This is a genomic window from Burkholderia sp. Bp9090 (genome assembly GCF_003857985.1).
Taxonomy (GTDB): Bacteria; Pseudomonadota; Gammaproteobacteria; order Burkholderiales; family Burkholderiaceae; genus Burkholderia.
Window position 1 is genome coordinate 1 of sequence record NZ_QTPV01000037.1, and the last position, 17,159, is coordinate 17,159.

Annotated in this window: 17 protein-coding genes; 8 read left to right on the top strand and 9 right to left on the bottom strand. The window is 68.0% G+C overall.

The genetic code is table 11. The annotated features are described in order from the left end of the window. Nucleotides 1–107: 4Fe-4S dicluster domain-containing protein (locus DIE16_RS26855; RefSeq protein ID WP_141667388.1), on the top strand; the 107-nt coding region annotated here is incomplete at its 5' end. A gap of 117 nt (nucleotides 108–224) precedes the next feature. Here DIE16_RS26855 and DIE16_RS26860 read toward each other — a convergent pair. The 3 genes from DIE16_RS26860 to rbsK all read right to left on the bottom strand — a co-directional run bounded on the left by DIE16_RS26860 (nucleotide 225) and on the right by rbsK (nucleotide 3,528). Further along, nucleotides 225–1,172 (bottom strand): dihydrodipicolinate synthase family protein, encoded by a 948-nt coding sequence (locus tag DIE16_RS26860; RefSeq protein WP_124571853.1) that lies wholly within the window; start codon nucleotides 1,170–1,172, stop codon nucleotides 225–227. A 45-nt stretch (nucleotides 1,173–1,217) separates the two neighbouring features. Continuing rightward, on the bottom strand, nucleotides 1,218–2,537 hold the full coding sequence (locus tag DIE16_RS26865; RefSeq protein ID WP_124893732.1) for an MFS transporter: 1,320 nt from the start codon (nucleotides 2,535–2,537) through the stop codon (nucleotides 1,218–1,220). A gap of 61 nt (nucleotides 2,538–2,598) precedes the next feature. Then, nucleotides 2,599–3,528, bottom strand: a complete 930-nt coding sequence (rbsK, locus tag DIE16_RS26870; RefSeq protein ID WP_044846062.1) for a ribokinase — start codon at nucleotides 3,526–3,528, stop codon at nucleotides 2,599–2,601. Between the two features lie 238 nt (nucleotides 3,529–3,766). Between rbsK and DIE16_RS26875 the strand changes: the two genes are divergently transcribed. Then, complete coding sequence (locus DIE16_RS26875; RefSeq protein ID WP_124571856.1) at nucleotides 3,767–4,837, top strand: LacI family DNA-binding transcriptional regulator; 1,071 nt, start codon at nucleotides 3,767–3,769, stop codon at nucleotides 4,835–4,837. Nucleotides 4,838–4,915: 78 nt separating this feature from the next. On the opposite strand, the gene aroC is transcribed toward DIE16_RS26875, so the two are convergent. The 3 genes from aroC to DIE16_RS26890 all read right to left on the bottom strand — a co-directional run bounded on the left by aroC (nucleotide 4,916) and on the right by DIE16_RS26890 (nucleotide 8,808). After that, nucleotides 4,916–6,016 (bottom strand): chorismate synthase, encoded by a 1,101-nt coding sequence (gene aroC, locus DIE16_RS26880; RefSeq protein WP_124523060.1) that lies wholly within the window; start codon nucleotides 6,014–6,016, stop codon nucleotides 4,916–4,918. A 262-nt stretch (nucleotides 6,017–6,278) separates the two neighbouring features. Further along, the gene (locus DIE16_RS26885) at nucleotides 6,279–8,213 is read right to left on the bottom strand and encodes an MFS transporter (RefSeq protein WP_124893733.1); all 1,935 of its coding nucleotides are present in this window, start codon (nucleotides 8,211–8,213) and stop codon (nucleotides 6,279–6,281) included. A 139-nt stretch (nucleotides 8,214–8,352) separates the two neighbouring features. Next, on the bottom strand, nucleotides 8,353–8,808 hold the full coding sequence (locus DIE16_RS26890) for a CBS domain-containing protein (protein ID WP_044846066.1): 456 nt from the start codon (nucleotides 8,806–8,808) through the stop codon (nucleotides 8,353–8,355). A gap of 158 nt (nucleotides 8,809–8,966) precedes the next feature. Between DIE16_RS26890 and DIE16_RS26895 the strand changes: the two genes are divergently transcribed. Continuing rightward, entirely contained in the window at nucleotides 8,967–9,284 is a 318-nt protein-coding gene (locus tag DIE16_RS26895) for an Mpo1-like protein (RefSeq protein WP_044846067.1), read from the top strand. Nucleotides 9,285–9,302: 18 nt separating this feature from the next. Here DIE16_RS26895 and DIE16_RS26900 read toward each other — a convergent pair whose 3' ends face one another. Next, nucleotides 9,303–10,631 (bottom strand): YihY family inner membrane protein, encoded by a 1,329-nt coding sequence (locus tag DIE16_RS26900; protein ID WP_124893734.1) that lies wholly within the window; start codon nucleotides 10,629–10,631, stop codon nucleotides 9,303–9,305. Between the two features lie 148 nt (nucleotides 10,632–10,779). Between DIE16_RS26900 and wrbA the strand changes: the two genes are divergently transcribed. From wrbA to DIE16_RS26920, 4 genes are read left to right on the top strand one after another with little or no spacing between them, the layout of a single operon-like run. Beyond that, nucleotides 10,780–11,400 carry an NAD(P)H:quinone oxidoreductase gene (wrbA, locus tag DIE16_RS26905; RefSeq protein ID WP_044846069.1) on the top strand — a complete coding sequence of 207 codons (621 nt, stop codon included), beginning with the start codon at nucleotides 10,780–10,782 and terminating at the stop codon, nucleotides 11,398–11,400. After that, nucleotides 11,397–11,798, top strand: coding sequence for a DUF2069 domain-containing protein (locus tag DIE16_RS26910; protein ID WP_044846070.1), 402 nt, complete (start codon nucleotides 11,397–11,399; stop codon nucleotides 11,796–11,798). Before wrbA ends, DIE16_RS26910 begins: the two co-directional genes overlap by 4 nt. Nucleotides 11,799–11,817: 19 nt before the next feature. Continuing rightward, complete coding sequence (locus DIE16_RS26915) at nucleotides 11,818–13,239, top strand: FAD-binding oxidoreductase (protein WP_124893735.1); 1,422 nt, start codon at nucleotides 11,818–11,820, stop codon at nucleotides 13,237–13,239. Nucleotides 13,240–13,263: 24 nt separating this feature from the next. Then, nucleotides 13,264–14,091 (top strand): metallophosphoesterase, encoded by an 828-nt coding sequence (locus DIE16_RS26920; protein ID WP_124488969.1) that lies wholly within the window; start codon nucleotides 13,264–13,266, stop codon nucleotides 14,089–14,091. A 56-nt stretch (nucleotides 14,092–14,147) separates the two neighbouring features. Here DIE16_RS26920 and DIE16_RS36750 read toward each other — a convergent pair whose 3' ends face one another. Both DIE16_RS36750 and DIE16_RS26925 read right to left on the bottom strand, forming a co-directional pair. Next, complete coding sequence (locus DIE16_RS36750; RefSeq protein WP_170296438.1) at nucleotides 14,148–14,306, bottom strand: hypothetical protein; 159 nt, start codon at nucleotides 14,304–14,306, stop codon at nucleotides 14,148–14,150. A gap of 125 nt (nucleotides 14,307–14,431) precedes the next feature. Then, a complete protein-coding gene (locus DIE16_RS26925) occupies nucleotides 14,432–15,373 on the bottom strand; it encodes a LysR family transcriptional regulator (protein WP_044846073.1) in 942 nt (313 codons plus the stop codon). Between the two features lie 157 nt (nucleotides 15,374–15,530). On the opposite strand from DIE16_RS26925, the gene DIE16_RS26935 reads away from it, so the two are divergent. Further along, nucleotides 15,531–17,144, top strand: coding sequence for an efflux transporter outer membrane subunit (locus DIE16_RS26935; protein ID WP_124488968.1), 1,614 nt, complete (start codon nucleotides 15,531–15,533; stop codon nucleotides 17,142–17,144). The last annotated feature ends 15 nt before the right edge of the window (nucleotides 17,145–17,159 follow it).

The window sequence follows — 17,159 nt, forward strand, 5'->3', positions numbered from 1 at the left end:
CGCAGAACTGCGTGCACTGCAAGACCTGCGACATCAAGGACCCGACGCAGAACATCGTGTGGGTCACGCCGGAAGGCGGCGGCGGGCCGAATTATCCGAACATGTAACTGCCGAAGAACGCCGCCTCGCGCGGCGTTTTTTTCGTCGGTTCGACGTTCGACATTCGACGCCGCCCGGCTCTCCATCGGGCGCGCGACTCATGCACCGCGCCCGTATCGGCTGCGCTAACGCGCCGCGATCCGCCGACGGAAATGCTCGGTACCGGACACGATCTTGTCGAGCACCGCGTCGAGCGCCCAGAAGCGCTCGCGCACGTCGTAGTCGATCGCACGGCAACGAATCGATCCGAACGTGCCGATCCGTTGATGATAGATCTTCGCAAGCGCCGGGTAGCCCAGCGCTTCCGACACCGCCGAGAGCACCAGGAACGTCGACAACTCGTCGGCCAGCGCCGGATCCGAGCCGCCCTGCGTGCGCAACCATCGGTACAGGTCGGGATGGAAGTTGGTGAACACGCCATTGAAACCGGCCGAACCCGCCTTCATCGCATCCCATGCGATCGCGGCATTCGCATTGAGGATCTTCAGCGGCGACCCCGCGGCGAGTGCGACGCGTCGCTTCACCGTCTCCAGATCGCAGCTCACGTCCTTCAACATCACGAAGCGGCCGGTGTCGATGCACGCACGCAGTTCGTCATCGGACAGCAGTCGCCGATAAGGCGCCGGACATTCGTACAAACCGAGCGGCAGATCCGACGGCAACCGGGCGAGCAGCTTGTGAAGATGGTCGAGAAGCGCGGCGCTGCCCTTGCGCTGCGGATCGAGGCGGTTGGTCACGAGCACGACGCCCTGCGCACCCGATTCTGCCGCGACACGCAGCTCGGCGACCTGCGCATCCAGATCGTCGCTGATGTGCCCGGACGCGACGACGGGCACGCGCCCGGCCACCCGCTCGACCACGAAACGCGCGAGTTCCGCACGCTCGGCAAGACTCAGGAATTGCATCTCGCTCGATTGCGCGACCGCGAACAGCGCATCCGAGCCGTGCGCCAGATACCATTCGACGAGTCGCTCGAGGCCCGCGTAGTCGATCGCGCCGGCGTCGTCGAACGGCGTCAGCATCACCGGTACAATCCCCTCGATGGTTGCGCTCGATTGCCGATGTGGTTGCATCTGTTTCTCCTTCCTTCAGTGAATACGGGGGTGTAGCCGACGGACTCAGGCCGGCAGCGGTCCGGGCGCGGCGCTCGCGGACTGCTCGGGAATCGGTTTGCGCACCAGCAGCAGGTAAGCCATCGCGCCGGCGAATGCGATTGCCGCCGCCGTCAGCAGCGCGGGCACGAACGACCACCTCTGCGCGATGACCCCCGTCAGGATCGGCGCGAGCGCACCGCCGATGAAACCGCCGAAATTCTGGATCGCGCCGAGCGATGCGACACGGCTCGGCGGGGCGGCCGCCGTCGCGAGCGCCCACGAGCATGCCGACGCCGCATTGGCAAGAAAGATCACGACCGAGATGCATGCGAGCGCGACCGTGTTGCTCTGCACGAGCGCGGCCGGAATCGTGAACGCGACCATCCCGAGCATCGCGACGACCACCGCGTTGCGCCGGCTCACGACCGGCGAGCGGCTGCGGCGCGTCACCAGATCCGAGAGCCAGCCGGCAACGAGCGAACCGACGAACCCGCACAGGAACGGCACGGATGCCGCAAACCCGGTGCGCACGAGGCTCATGTGACGCTCCATCGTCAGGTACCCCGGCAGCCAGGTCAGGTAGACCCAGTTCAGATACACGGAACCGAAGAATCCGAGCAGCATGCCCCAGGTCGTGCCGTGCGAAAACAGGCTGCGCCAGTCGGCGAAGGTCAGTTTCGGCATCGCGACGGCAGTCTGCGCATCGGTATCGAGATACGCGCGTTCCGCCGCGGTCAATTGCGCGCGCGCCGGATCGCGGTACAACGCAAACCAGACGACGGCGACGACGAGGCCGAGCGCGCCCGTCACGACGAATGCCCAGCGCCAGTTGAACGATGCGACGAGCACCGCGAGCAGCAATGGCGCGAGTGCGGTGCCGAGCGGCGACGCCGCGTTGAAGATCCCGGTCGGCGTACCGCGCGCGCGCAACGGAAACCAGTTGCTCACCACCCGCGCCGCCGACGGGAACTGCGGCGCCTCGCCGATGCCCAGCACGATGCGCGCGACGATGAACCAGCCGAAGGTGGACACGATGCCGCCCGATGCCTGCGCGAGCGACCAGAGGATCAGCCCGATGCCGAGCAGCCGGCGCGGCCCGATGCGATCGACGAGTCCGCCGACCGGGAACTGGCACAGCGCGTAGCTCCACGAGAACGCCGACAGCAGCAAGCCCATCTGCGAGAGCGACAGCCCGAGATCGCCCCGGATTGCCGAACTCGCGACGGCCAGCGTGCCGCGGTCGAGATAGTTGACGATCCCGCTCGCCATCAGCAGCGCGAGCGCAATACGTTGTCCGCGCCGGATACGTGGCGGCGCCGTCGGAACAGCATGATTCTCGTTCATTGCGTTTGTCTCCATGTCCTGAATGGTTTCCGGGCCTCGGTCTGTTCCGTCTTCGCGGAATCTATGCGGCCCCACGCTCCACTTCCTCGCGTGTCGGAATCGACGTCTGCGCGCCGTGGCGCGTGACGCTGATCGCGGCCGCACGCTGTCCGAACGCGATCGCGTCGTCCATCGACGCGCCGCTCGCCCGGGCGGCCGCGAAGCCGCCGACGAAGGTATCGCCGGCCGCCGTCGTATCGACGGCGACCACCGCCATCGCCCGATGGCGGCCGCTCCCTGCACTTCCGCGCCAGCAGACGCCGCGCGCGCCCAGCGTGACCAGCACGTTGCCGACACCCTTCGCGCGCAGCGCTTCGGCGGCCCGCACCGCCGACGCGTCGTCGCCGACGGCAATGCCGGTCAGCGACTCCGCTTCCGTTTCGTTGACGACGAGATAGTCGATGCGGGCCAGCAATGCGTCGAACAGCGGCCGGGCCGGCGCCGGATTGAGCAGCACCGGCGTGCGATGCGCGATCGCACTGCCGATGGCGCGCGCGACGGTCTCGATCGGCACCTCGAGCTGGCACACCATCAGCGCCGCGCCGGCGATCGCGTCGCGCGCCCGGTCGATCAATTCGGCATCGAGGCGCGCGTTTGCACCGGGCACGACGACGATGCTGTTCGCGCCGTGCGCATCGACCGTGATCGTCGCGACCCCGGTTGCCTCGCCGTCGATCCGGTGCAGATGCGTCACGTCGATGCGCTCCGCCGCCAGCGCGTCGTGCAGACGTGCGCCGAACGCGTCGTTGCCGACGCAGCCGATCATCGCGACCGACGCACCGAGGCGCGCGGCGGCCACCGCCTGGTTCGCCCCCTTGCCCCCGTGAACGGTCTGGAACGTGGTGCCGAGCAGCGTTTCGCCCGGCACGGGCAGCCGCGGCGCATGCGTGACGAGGTCGACGTTGACGCTGCCGACGACAGCGATTCGGGGTGGTCTGGTGTGGGTCATCATCGAATGTAACCGCTTACATTTTCGACGGACAAAATGGCCTGATCGGCCTTCGTCGACGAAAACTTCACGATGCGGTTGAAATCTGTGTCTGACATAATACGGAGTAGCATCAAGATAGCGCTTACATTCTCACAGGCGAGACCGGGATTGCAAGCGGGACCACGATGAATCGAGGGTAAACGATGGCGTTTTTGACCACACGCGGAGCCTGCAGGGCAGCCGCGCCCGGGGATGACCGATGAGTACGCCTTCATCCGGCGGCGGCGCGGCTCGCGCGCGCCGCGGCAGCGGCCGGTCGGTGCTCGGCGACGTCGCGAAACTCGCCGGCGTGTCGACCGCGACCGTTTCGCGCGTCTACAACGATCCCGGCAAGGTCTCGGCCGACGTGCAGCAGCGCGTGCGCGACGCGGCACGTGCGCTGAACTGGATTCCCAACGCAGCCGGCCGCGCACTCGCCTCCACGCGCACCCACATCACCGGGGCGATCATTCCGACGCTCGACGACCAGGTGTTCGCATCGCAGGTAGCGGGCATGCAGGCGGTCATGGCCGAGCACGGCATCACCCTGTTCCTGGGCTGCTCGAATTACGATCCGGCGCAGGCGCTCGCGCAGGTGCGCGCGATGCTGTCGCGCGGCGTCGAAGCGGTGTCGCTGGTCGGCGAAGCCTATCCGCCGGAAGTATTCGAACTGCTCGACCTGCATCGGGTGCCGTATGTCGTCACCTATGCTTACCGCGACGACAGCCCGCACTGCTGCATCGGCTTCGACAACCGCGCGGCATTCGCGCGACTGACCACGCACCTGCTCGAGCTCGGGCATCGCGATTTCGCGATCATCATGCAGCCTTCGGCCGACAACGACCGCGTGCAGGCCCGCCTGCGCGGCATTCACGAGACGCTCGCCGCGCGCGGGCTCGCGGTCAGGCCGATCCACCAGCACGAGGGCGCGGCCACGATCGCGTTCGGGCGGGCGAGCCTGCGCGCGATCGCCGATAGCGGCGCGACGCGCCCGACGGCCGTGATCTGCGGCAACGACGCACTCGCGCTCGGCGCCCTGCTCGAGGCCCAGGCACTGGGCATCGACGTGCCTTCGCAGCTGTCGATCACCGGGTTCGACGATGTCGCGCTGGCTCGCGAAATCCGGCCGGCGCTGACGACGATGTGGGTCGACACCGATGCGATCGGCCGCAAGGCCGCCCGCGCGTTGCTCGACGCACTCGAAAACGGCGCAGCCGGGCCCGGTTGCGCGGTACTGCCGGAGCTGCGGGTACGCGAATCGGCCGCGCCGCCGGATGCGGCGGCCCAATGAAAACGGGGCGCCGCAGGCGCCCCGTTTCGCATCGAATCGGCCAAATCGGTCGAACCGGCGAGTGCCGGCTCCGTTGCATCAGGTCGCGCTGCCCGCGATCTTCGGCGTCGGCGTCTCGACGTCGCCGCACTGCGCGCGATGGCGCAGCGCGTGGTCGATCAGCACTAGCGCGAGCATCGACTCGGCGATCGGCGTCGCGCGAATGCCGACGCACGGGTCGTGGCGGCCGAAGGTTTCGACGGTCGCTTCTTCACCGGACTTCGTGATCGAACGACGCGGCGTGCGGATGCTCGAGGTCGGCTTGATCGCGATCGACACGGTGATGTCCTGCCCCGTCGAAATCCCGCCGAGCACGCCGCCTGCATGGTTGCCGACGAAACCGGCCGGCGTCAGTTCGTCGCCGTGCACCGAGCCGCGCTGCGCGACGCTGTCGAAGCCCGCGCCGATCTCGACGCCCTTCACCGCGTTGATGCTCATCATCGCCTTCGCGATGTCCGCGTCGAGCCGGTCGAATACCGGTTCACCCCAGCCGACCGGCACGCCCGACGCGACGACGTCGATGCGCGCACCGATCGAATCGCCGTCCTTGCGCAGCGCGTCCATGTAGGCTTCCAGCTCCGGAACGATCGCCGCGTTCGGCGAGAAGAACGGGTTCTCGCGGACGTGCGACCAGTCGACGAACGGCACGTCGATCTCGCCGAGACCGCTCATGTAGCCGCGCACTTCGACGCCGAAGCGCTCGCGCAGCCACTTCTTCGCGACCGCGCCCGCGCCGACGAGCGGCGCGGTCAGGCGCGCGGACGAGCGGCCACCGCCACGGTAGTCGCGGATGCCGTATTTCTGCCAGTAGGTGTAGTCGGCGTGGCCGGGGCGGAACGTCTCGACGATGTTGCCGTAATCCTTGCTGCGCTGGTCGGTGTTGCGGATCAGCAGCGCGATCGGCGTGCCGGTCGTCACGCCTTCGAACACGCCGGACAGGATCTCGACCTCGTCGGCTTCCTGGCGCTGCGTCACGTGCCGCGACGTGCCGGGCTTGCGGCGATCGAGCTCGACCTGGATGTCGGCTTCGGTCAGCCCCATTCCCGGCGGGCAGCCGTCGATCACGCAGCCGATCGCGGGACCGTGCGATTCGCCGAAGGTCGTGACAGTGAAAAGCGTGCCGAGGGTATTGCCGGACATGATGGAACCGCCCAAAGAGAAATGGACAAACCGATGCGCTGCCGGGGCCGCTGGCAGGCCGATCGTTTGCCGGTCGAGAAAAGAGGTAAACCGCTATTATGCCAGTCGTCCCGGACCCGCGGGCCGCGTGAACCGTTCAGACCATATTGGCCGGCCACGCAGACGGCCCGGCGCCAGAATCGTCGACCCGCGCCGTTCCGATCGAACCGGCCGGTTTGCAGCCGTCTGCTGCCCGATATGAAGCCGCCGGGGCCCGCCCTGCCTACTTCCGCGCGCCGCGCAGCTCGGTCACCGCCGCCTGCAACGCCTCGGGCGTCGCGACCGAGGCCGCGATCGGCTCGCCGACCGCGAGCGTCAGCCGGCTCATCACGCCGCGCTTGATGGGCCGCGGCATGCGCGCATCGGCATGACGGGAGAAATAGCTGCCCCACAGCCCGCGCAGCGCCATCGGGATCACGGGCGCCGGCGTGCGGCCCAGGATCTCGGTGATGCCGTGGTGGAAGGTGTTGATGTCGCCCGTCTTGGTCAGCTTGCCCTCGGGGAAGATGCACACGAGTTCGCCGTCCTTCAGCGCGGCCTCGCATGCGTCGTACGCGCGCGCGAGCATGTCGGGATCCTCGTGGCGCGGCGCGATCGGAATCGCCTTCGCATGCCGGAACACCCAGCTCGCGAAGCGCGCCTTGAAGATCCGGTGATCCATCACGAACCGGATCGGCCGCGGGCTCGCAGCCGCAAGCACGAGCGCATCGACGTAGCTCACGTGGTTGCATACGAGCACGGCCGCGCCCTCTTCCGGGATCCGCTCCGCATGGACGAGACGAATCCGGTAGAACGTGTGCACCAGCACCCATGCGACGAAACGCAGCAGGAACTCGGGGACGAGCAGGTAGATGTACGTCGCGACCACGACGTTCAGCAGCGCGGTGACGAGGAACAGGCCGGGGATGTCGACGCCGGCCTTGGTCAGCCCCATCGCCATCAGGGCCGACAGGATCATGAACAGCGCGTTCAGGATGTTGTTCGCGGCGATGATCCGCGCACGGTGGGTCGGCGCGCTGCGACTCTGGATCAGCGCATACAGCGGTACGCTGTAGAAGCCGCCGAACATCGCGAGCAGGAACAGGTCGGCCAGGATGCGCCAGTGGCGCGCGCCGCCCAGGAATTCCCCGACCGACAGCAGATGCCCGGGCGATGGCAGCGAGCGGCTCGCGAAATACAGCTCGATCGCGAACACGCTGATGCCGATCGAGCCGAGCGGCACGAGGCCGATCTCGACGCGCCGCTGCGACAGCCGCTCGCAGAGCAGCGAGCCGAGGCCGATCCCGACCGAGAACGTCGCAAGCAGGACCGTGACGACGTCGGGGCTCGCGGACAGCACGTCCTTCGCGAAGTTGAAGAACGACGTGAGGAACGTCGCGCCGACGAACCACAGCCACGAGATGCCGAGCAGGCTCAGGAACACGGTGCGGTTCTGCCGCGCGAGCCCGAGGTTGCGCCACGTTTCGCTGAACGGATTCCAGTTGATCACGAGATCGGGCTGCGGCGCGGGCGTCGACGGCACGCGCTGCGCGACGAGCCGCCCCGCGAGCGCGATGACGACGACGCTCACCGCGAGCACGCGCTCGCCGCTGCCTTCGATGCCCGCGGCCGCACCGCCGATGATCGTCCCGATCAGGATCGCGATGAACGTGCCCATCTCGACGAGGCCGTTGCCGCCGACCAGTTCGTGGTCGCCGAGATGCTGCGGCAGGTACGAATACTTGACGGGGCCGAACAGCGTCGAGTGCATCCCCATCATGAACGTGCACAGATACAGCAGCGTCGCGCTGTGCGTGACGAAACCGGCCGCGCCGACCAGCATCAGCACGATCTCGAAGGACTTCACGAAGCGCGTGAGCGTCGCCTTGTCGTATTTGTCGGCGATCTGGCCGGAGGTGGCCGAGAACAGCACGAACGGCAGGATGAAGATCGCGGAGATCAGGAACGCGGCCGTCTTCGCGTCGACGCCGGAAAAGCGCGCGGTGTGATAGGTGACGAGCGACGTGAAGCCGATCTTGAACACGTTGTCGTTCAGCGCGCCCAGGAACTGGGTCGTGAAGAACGGCGCGAAACGGCGCTGGCGCAACAGGTCGAACTGCGACGCGTGGGTGCGCCGATCGCCGCGCGACGCGGAAGAGACTTGCGTGTGATCGCTCATGCGGAATACGCGCGCATCGTCTGGGCGAAGCTGCGCGGACCTTGGGTTGTTGTCGAAAAAACGGCGGCGCAGGCTGAACCTGCGCCGCCGTACGCCGAATGGCAGCGCCCGCGCGTCATGGCACCGGGCGCGACGCGATTCACGGCTTCTGCGCTTCGGCTTCCGATTCCGGCCAGTCGCGGATGTACGCCTTCAGCATCCGGTTCTCGAAGCTCTGCGCCTCGACGACCGTCTTCGCGACGTCGTAGAACGAAATGACGCCCATCAGCACCTTCTTGTCGAGCACCGGCATGTAGCGCGCGTGGCGCTCGAGCATCATCCGGCGCACTTCGTTGACGTCGGTTTCCGGCGTGCACGTGAGCGGCTCGTCCATCACCTTGCGCACCTGCACGTCGCCGATCGCGCCGCCGTTCACGTGCAGGCGCAGGATGATCTCGCGGAACGTCAGCATCCCGACGAGATCACCGTACTCCATCACGACGAGCGAACCGATATCGTGTTCGGCCATCGTATCGACCGCTTCGCGCAGCGGCTTATCGGGCGTCACCGTAAACAGCGTGTTGCCCTTCACTTTCAGAATATCGCTGACGCGCATCGTAGTCCCCTCATGCTTGAATGCAAAACCGCTTTCGATCCTATCGGAAAGCCTGTCAAAAGGAAAGCTCAGCCCCACGCGGCGCGGCCGTCGCCGCTTGCGGACACCGGCCGGCCGCCGCACAATGACTCCATGGACGGCGGCCCGAGGAGACGGCCATGGCACATACGCATACGGAGCAATTCGCCAGCTTCGCCGATTTCTACCCGTACTACCTGAACGAACACCAGAACCTGACGTCGCGCCGGCTGCACTTCATAGGCTCGCTCGGCGTGATCGGCTGCGTCGCGATGGCGATCGCGACGGGCCACTGGCCGTGGCTGCCGGCGGCGGTCGTGTGCGGCTACGGATTCGCGTGGGTCGGACACTTCTTCTTCGAGAAGAACCGCCCCGCCACGTTCCGGCACCCGATCTACAGCCTGATGGGCGACTGGGTGATGTTCAAGGACATCTGCACCGGCAAGATTCCGCTGTAACGCCCGCCCGGCACCGCGTCACGCCGTTTTCGGCGGCCGTGCGTGCGGGTCGGGCGCCCCGCCGGGCACGGGCCCGGGCGCGGCCGCGGCCGGCGCACCCGCAAGCCGGTGCGCGGCGATCAGCGACGCAAGCGATACGTCGAACCGGTCGTTCGACAGCACCTCGAGCAATGCCGCGCCTTCGACGTGGCTGCTGCGTCGCTGCAACTGGTAGGTCAGTTCGGTGCGGTCGATCACCAGGACGTCGAACAGCTGCGCCAGCGTCAGCTGCTCCGGATTCGCCAGCAGGATGTAGCACGGCGCGCGTTCGCCGCTGTCCAGCCGCGCGATCCACTCCCGCTCCTCCATCGTCGACAGCAGCCGCTGCGCGGTTTCCATGTCGCAGCGCAACATGGCCGCAAGCCGCATCGCCGTATAGCCCGCCTTGCCGACCGCGCGCGCCTCGGCCAGCCGCGCGAGCAATTCGAGCGCGTCGAGCAGGTCGCTGCCCGCATAGTGGATGCGATGGAACTGGCCGACGCGGATCGCCGGCAGCGCGGACGCCACCATCGCGCCGAGCAGCGCGATGAACCAGCTCAGATACACCCACAACAGGAACACCGGCAGCGCCGCGAACGCGCCGTAGACGGCCGTATAGGTCGGAATGCGCCGCACGTAATAGCCGAAGCCGCGCTTCGCGAGCTCGAACGCGATGGCCGCGAACAGCCCGCCGATCACCGCGTCGCGCCATGCGACCGTGCAGTTCGGCAGATACACGTACAGCAGCGTGAACGCGAGCACGGTCAGCGGCAGCGACACGAACGCGAGCAGCCATTCGACGATCGACGTCGACGGCGCGGCGCCGGTGAATGCCAGCGATTGCGTAAACAGGTACGACGAGATCGACAGGCTCACGCCGAACAGCAAGGGCCCGAGCGTGATCAGCGCCCAGTACGCGAGCACGCGCTGCGCGAACGGCCGCGGCTTGCGCACCCGCCAGATCAGGTTGAACGCGGACTCGATCGTCATCATCGTCATCACGGACGTGACGACGAGCACGATCAGGCCGGCCGTCGTCAGCCCCTTGGCCTTCGACGCGAACTGGTTCAGGTACTTGAAGATCTGGACGTTGAACTGCGCGGGCATCAGGTGATCCGCGAGGAACCCCTGCAGCGAGATCTGGAACGACGCGAACATCGGGAACGCGGTAAACAGCGCAAACGCGACCGTCACGAGCGGCACGAGTGCCAGCATCGTCGTGAACGTGAGGCTGCCCGCCACTTGCGGGATGCGATCCTCGGCGCTGCGCCGGGCCGCGAACTGCGCGAGGCGCTTGAGGGTGTCGAGATCGACGCTCAACTTCGGCAAACGGCTTCTCCTTCTCTGCTGACGCCGCGCGCCCGACGGCGCGCCGCCGCCGCGCTGCGCGACGACTTCAGCCCCTATAATAGCCGCTCGATCCAGCAGGGGCCGACTGCACCGGGCATCCGCGCGGCCGCATGCGGCCCCGTCGCCCATGAAAGACATCCTCGTCCTCTATTACAGCCGCCACGGCGCCACGCGTGATCTCGCACTCGCAATCGCGAACGGCATCGACAGCGTGCCCGGCATGCAGGCCCGCATCCGTACCGTGCCGCCCGTCTCGACGGTCTGCGAAGCCACCGCCTCCGATATCCCCGACGACGGCCCGCCGTATGCGGAACTGCGCGATCTCGAGGAATGCGCGGGCCTCGCGCTCGGCTCGCCGACCCGCTTCGGCAACATGGCCGCCTCGCTCAAGTATTTCCTCGACGGCACGACGCCGCAATGGCTGTCGGGCGCGCTGACCGGCAAGCCCGCCTGCGTATTCACGTCCACCGGCAGCCTGCACGGCGGCCAGGAGTCGACGCTGCTGTCGATGATGCTGCCGCTGCTGCATCACGGGATGATGATCGTCGGCATCCCGTACACGGAATCCGCGCTCAGCACGACGCGCACCGGCGGCACGCCGTACGGAGCGTCGCACGTGTCGCAGCACGATCGCAGCGGGCCCGCAGGACTGTCGGCGGACGAAAAAGCGCTCGCGGCCGCGCTTGGCGTGCGGCTCGCGCGTGCGGCAGCGGCCCTCGCCGACGCCCGGGCCGCCGAGGCCGCATGAACGCGCCTGCCCGCCCCGCCCGTCCCCCCGTCGCCGCCCGGCCGCGCTACGCGCTGGCCGCGGCCGCGTGCCTCGTCGCGCTGATCGCGCTGTCGCTCGCGTGGGAACTGTGGCTCGCGCCGCTGCGCCCGGGGGGCTCGGCGCTGATGCTCAAGGCCGTGCCCCTCGCGCTCGCGCTGCCCGGCGTCTGGCGGCGTAACATTTATACGATGCAGTGGGCGAGCATGCTGATCCTCGTCTATTTCGCCGAAGGCATCGTGCGCGGCATGTCCGACCGCGGATTGTCCGCGACGCTCGGCTGGTGCGAGACCGCGCTCGCCGTCGGCTTCTTCGTGGCCGCGCTGGCCTACGTCGCGCCGTTCAAGCGCGCGGCGAAGCAGCAGCGCGCCGCGTCCTGACCCTTACGCGACCGAACGTATGAATCCTTCCGAAGCCTTCGTATCCGCCTGCCGAGACGCGATCGGCGCCACCTACGTGCTGACCGAGCCGCACGACACCGAACCGTTCCTGACCGACTGGCGCCGCCGCTACAAGGGCAGCGCGTGCGCGGTGCTGAAACCGGCCGATACGGCGGAAGTCGCCGCGCTCGTCCGGCTCGCCAACGCGCACGGCGTCGCGCTCGTGCCGCAGGGCGGCAACACGGGGCTCGCCGGCGGCGCGACGCCCGACGCGAGCGGCAGCCAGGCCGTGCTGAGCCTCGCGCGCCTGAACCGCGTGCGGGCCCTCGATCCGCACAACAACACGATCACGGTCGACGCCGGCGTGATCCTCGCCGACGTGCAGGCGCGCGCCCGCGAAGGCGGCCGGCTGTTCGCGCTGAGCCTCGCCGCCGAAGGCAGCTGCACGATCGGCGGCAACCTGTCGACCAACGCGGGCGGCACCGCGGTGCTGCGCTACGGCAACGCACGCGAGCTGTGCCTCGGGCTCGAGGTCGTGACGCCGCAGGGCGAGATCTGGGACGGCCTGCGCGGGCTGCGCAAGGACAACACCGGCTACGACTTGCGCGACCTGTTCATCGGCGCCGAAGGCACGCTCGGGATCATCACGGCCGCCGTGCTGAAGCTGCATCCGCTGCCGGCCGCGCAGGTCACGGCGCTGGCCGCGCTCGAGTCGCCGCACGCGGCGCTCGACTTCCTCGCGCTCGCGCAACGCGCGGCCGGCCCGCTGCTGACCGGCTTCGAGCTGATGTCCGACTTCTGCATGCAGCTGGTCGGCAAGCACTATCCGCAACTGCGCTATCCGTTCGACCGCACGCATGCGCAGACGGTGCTGCTCGAACTGTCGGACAACGAAAGCGAAACGCATGCGCGCGCGCTGTTCGAAAAACTGATGGAAGAGGCGTTCGAGGCCGGGCTCGTGGTCGACGCCGTCGTCGCGGAAAATCTCGCGCAATCGCGCGCGTTCTGGGACCTGCGCGAACACATCCCGCTCGCGCAGGCCGACGAGGGTCTCAACATCAAGCACGACATCGCGGTGCCGATCTCGTCGATCGCGCGCTTCATCGACGAAACCGACGCAGCGATCCAGCAGGCCGCGCCGGGCGCGCGGATGGTCACGTTCGGCCATCTCGGCGACGGCAACCTGCACTACAACGTGCAGACGCCCGAAGGCGGCGACCCGAAGGCATTCCTCGCGGCATTCCAGAAGCCGATCAACCGCATCGTCTACGACAACGTGCAACGTCACCACGGCACGATCAGCGCGGAGCACGGGATCGGCCAGCTGAAGATCGACGACGCGCAGCGCTACAAGTCGCCGGTCGAAACGGCGCTCATGCGCACGCTGAAGACCGCGCTCGACCCGCGCGGGCTGATGAATCCCGGCAAGGTCCTGCACTGAAGCCCCCGTCCCGGAGCGATGCCCATGAGAGTCCGCGTCCTGTCCGACCTGCATCTCGAATGCAACCAGCCCGACACGATCGCGCATGCCGACGCGGATCTCGTCGTGCTGGCCGGCGATATCCACAATCACGCGGAAGGCCTGCGCTGGGCCGCGGAGACGTTCGATCCCGACGTGCCGGTGATCTACGTGCCGGGTAATCACGAGTACTACGACGGGGAATTCGGCGCGCTCGAAACCGCGATGCGCGACGCCGCGCACACGATCGACCACGTGCATTACCTGAACAACGGCGTGTACGTCGATCCGGCGCAGCGCTTTCGCGTGCTCGGCACGACGCTGTGGGCCGATTTCTCGCTGTTCGGCGCCGACCAGGCGAGCGTCGCGCGCGCGATCGACGCGGCCATGCGCGTGATGCTCGATTTCAAGGGATTGATCCAGGTGACGTGGCCGCACGATGCGTCCGTGCATGCGGCGGCAGCCCCGGAGCGGGATTTCACGCCGGCCGATGCGATCGCGCTGCACCGGCAAGGCCGCGCGTGGCTGGAAGCACGGCTCGCGACACCGTTCGCGGGCCGCACGATCGTCGTCACGCATCATGCGCCGCACCTGCGCTCGCTGGCGGAGCGTTATGCGGAAGACCTGGCGTCGGCGGGATTCGTCACGGACATGGCGGAACTCGTGCGGCCGCCCGTGGACCTGTGGATCCACGGCCACACGCATACTTCATTCGATTACGTGACCGACAGCGGCACGCGCGTGGTATGCAACCCGCGCGGCTATATCCGCCGGCGCACCGGCGAACTGGAGAATCCCGCGTTTGCGTGGGACAAGGTGGTCGAGCTCGGCTGAGCGCCAAGCCATCGGGCCGCGAGATGCGGCCCTCCCCGAACTGAAAGGCCGCCCGATCAGCGATCGGCGCGGCGCGAGCCGTTCGACGACGGGCGCACCCGCACCGGCACCGGCTTCATCCGCGCCTTCATCGCGCGCAGCAGATCGCGCGTCGCCGCGGCGGCAGCAGCCGCACCAAGCAAAACTCCAAGGCCGATCATCAGTTGCGTATCCATTGCGACTCCGGGTGTGGGCAGTTCCAAATCTCGATGATTGAAACAGTATCAAACTGTCCGCGGTCCGTTGGTAAAAAAATGTTGCGTGAAGGACAAATCTGGTCAGATTGCGCTCGACCGCGCGCTCATGTCGCAGCCGTGAACTGCGCGAGCGCGGCCTCGTCGGCTTCCAGCGTGGCCGGCAGCTCGTCGCGCAGGAAATCGACCCAGGTGCGGATTTTCGCGTCGAGGTACTGGCGCGACGGATACAACGCGTAGATGTTCATCACGTGCGACCGGTATTCGGGCATCACGCGCACGATGTGACCGCTGCGCAGCCCGCCGATCGCCGAATAGAGCGGCAACCCGCCGATTCCCATCCCTTCCCGCACGGCCACCGCGAGCGCCTCGGCGACGTTCACGCGGAACGGCGGCGCCGTGACCGGAACCACCTCGTCGCCGCGCGGCCCCGACAGCGACCATTCGTCGAAGTGAAAGCCCGGCGCGACCATCCCGAGACAGACGTGCTGCTCGAGATCGGCCGGGGTCTGCGGCACGCCGTGCGCGTCGATATAGCCCGGCGACGCGCACACGACGCTGTAGCTCTCGCCGAGCCGCTGCGACACGAGCCCCGAATCCGGCAGGTCGCGGCCGACCACGATCGCGACGTCGTACCCCTCGTCGAGCAGGTCGGGCATCCGCTGCGCGAGCGTCAGCTCGACGTGCACGTCCGGATAGCGCTGCCGATAGCGCGCAATGGCCGGCACCAGATAGTGCTGCCCGAGGCTCGTGAAGCAATGCACCTTCAGCTTGCCCGACGGCCGCGCGTGCGCGTCGCCCGCTTCGGCTTCGGCCTGGTCGACGTACGCGAGGATCTGCTCGCAGCGCTGCAGGTAGCGCTCGCCCGCTTCGGTCAGCGCGATCCGGCGTGTCGTCCGGTTCAGGAGGCGCGTGCGCAGGTGCGCCTCGAGATCCGACACGGCGCGCGACGCATAGGCGGTGGTCGAATTCATCTGCTGGGCGGCCGCGGTAAAGCTGCCCGCGTCGACCACGCGGACGAAGACCCGCATGTTTTGTAACGTATCCATCCCATTACCCGTATGAATCCGGAGGGATTGTTGCACAGGGGCCAACAAATATTATCTCAGGATCCGTAAAAATGACTTGCACCGTTGTCCATTTATTCAGGAATCACTGAAAAATATAATCGCATCCGACTCATCTATATCCGAAAGGGAGAAAATCGTGCGGTCTCCGGCAACAAAAGGGACGCTGGCACTGGCGGTTCTTGCAGTCTCATTAATAATGGCCGGATGCGCGAGCATGGGCGACAACAAGCCGCAGTCCGCCCGCATCGAAGCGAACACGCTCGACGCCGGCGCCGCGATCCGCGCGGCGGACCACGATGCAGGCTGGCCCGCGTCCGACTGGTGGCGCGCGTACCGCGATCCGCAGCTCGATGCGTGGATTGCCGCCGCGCAGGCCGGCAACCCGAGCCTGGCGGCCGCCGAGGCGCGCGTGCGCGAAGCGCAGGCGATGGCGCGCGTGGCGCGCTCGGCGGAACTGCCGCAGATCAACGGCAATCTGTCGCTGATGCGCCAGCACTGGCCGGACAACGTCTACTACGGCCCGGGGCCGCTCGCCGACACCGACACCTGGAACAACACCGGCACGCTCGGCCTGTCGTACCACCTCGACCTGTGGGGCAAGGACAAGAACGCGACCGAGCGCGCGCTCGACACCGCGCATGCGACCGCGGCCGACGCACGGGCGGCGAAGCTCGAGCTCGAAGTCAACGTCGTGCGCGCGTATGTCGGCATGTCGATGAACTACGCGCTGCTCGACCTTGCGCACGAAACGTTCGAACGCCAGCGCTCGCTGGCCGATCTCGCGCGCAAGCGCCTGCAGGCCGGCCTCGGCACGCAGCTCGAAGTCAGCCAGGCCGAATCGACGCTGCCCGACTACGAGCGCCAGATCGACAGCTACGAAGAAGCGATCCAGCTCGCGCGCCACCAGCTCGCTGCGCTCGCGGGCAAGGGCCCGGGCGCCGGCGACGCGATCAAGCGGCCGAGCCTGTCGCTCGACGCGCCGGCCGGCCTGCCGTCCGCGCTGCCGGCCGACCTGCTCGGGCGCCGCCCGGACGTCGTCGCGGCCCGCTGGACGGTCGACGCGCAGGCTCGCGGCATCGATGTCGCGAAAGCCGCGTTCTACCCGAATATCGATCTGCTCGCGACGGTCGGCGGCTTCGGCGTGACCGCGCCGTTCACCGACTTCCTGCGCGCGATGAACGGCGGCTGGACGGCCGGCCCAGCGCTGTCGCTGCCGATCTTCGAAGGCGGCCGGCTGCGCGCGCAACTCGGCGCGGCCGACGCCGGCTACGACCAGGCGGTCGAACGCTACAACCAGACGGTCGTCGGCGCGCTCAAGGACATCGCCGACCAGGTCGTGCGGATCCGCTCGCTTGACACGCAGAAGAAGGACGCCGCGCGCTCGGTGGCCGCCAACGACCGCAGTTACCAGCTGTCGCGCGAAGGCTTCCGCCGCGGGCTGACCGATTACGTGAACGTGCTGGTCGCGCAACAGCAGCTGCTGCGCGCACAGGAAACGGCGGCCCGCATCGACGCGGAACGCCTCGCCGCGCACGCACAGTTGATGGCCGCGCTCGGCGGCGGCGTCGAGACGGAGACGCAGACGGATGCGGACGTTCGGGGCGGCCATCCGCCGCGCGACGCGTCCGCCGCGGGTGCCGCCGCGCCGGCCGCCGCATCGGGTGCGAAGCCCGCCGCGGCCGTCGCCCGCCCCGCGCAGGTCGCGACGGCCGGTTCGGCGGGTGCAGCCGCCACGCCGGCCGCACGGTAACGCGGAGCGACCGTC

Coding starts and splice junctions, on each gene's coding strand:
- DIE16_RS26860 (WP_124571853.1), bottom strand. CDS start 1,172: ATGCAACCACATCGGCAATCGAGCGCAACCATCGAGGGGATTGTACCG.
- DIE16_RS26865 (WP_124893732.1), bottom strand. CDS start 2,537: ATGAACGAGAATCATGCTGTTCCGACGGCGCCGCCACGTATCCGGCGC.
- rbsK (WP_044846062.1), bottom strand. CDS start 3,528: ATGATGACCCACACCAGACCACCCCGAATCGCTGTCGTCGGCAGCGTC.
- DIE16_RS26875 (WP_124571856.1), top strand. CDS start 3,767: ATGAGTACGCCTTCATCCGGCGGCGGCGCGGCTCGCGCGCGCCGCGGC.
- aroC (WP_124523060.1), bottom strand. CDS start 6,016: ATGTCCGGCAATACCCTCGGCACGCTTTTCACTGTCACGACCTTCGGC.
- DIE16_RS26885 (WP_124893733.1), bottom strand. CDS start 8,213: ATGAGCGATCACACGCAAGTCTCTTCCGCGTCGCGCGGCGATCGGCGC.
- DIE16_RS26890 (WP_044846066.1), bottom strand. CDS start 8,808: ATGCGCGTCAGCGATATTCTGAAAGTGAAGGGCAACACGCTGTTTACG.
- DIE16_RS26895 (WP_044846067.1), top strand. CDS start 8,967: ATGGCACATACGCATACGGAGCAATTCGCCAGCTTCGCCGATTTCTAC.
- wrbA (WP_044846069.1), top strand. CDS start 10,780: ATGAAAGACATCCTCGTCCTCTATTACAGCCGCCACGGCGCCACGCGT.
- DIE16_RS26910 (WP_044846070.1), top strand. CDS start 11,397: ATGAACGCGCCTGCCCGCCCCGCCCGTCCCCCCGTCGCCGCCCGGCCG.
- DIE16_RS26915 (WP_124893735.1), top strand. CDS start 11,818: ATGAATCCTTCCGAAGCCTTCGTATCCGCCTGCCGAGACGCGATCGGC.
- DIE16_RS26920 (WP_124488969.1), top strand. CDS start 13,264: ATGAGAGTCCGCGTCCTGTCCGACCTGCATCTCGAATGCAACCAGCCC.
- DIE16_RS36750 (WP_170296438.1), bottom strand. CDS start 14,306: ATGGATACGCAACTGATGATCGGCCTTGGAGTTTTGCTTGGTGCGGCT.
- DIE16_RS26925 (WP_044846073.1), bottom strand. CDS start 15,373: ATGGATACGTTACAAAACATGCGGGTCTTCGTCCGCGTGGTCGACGCG.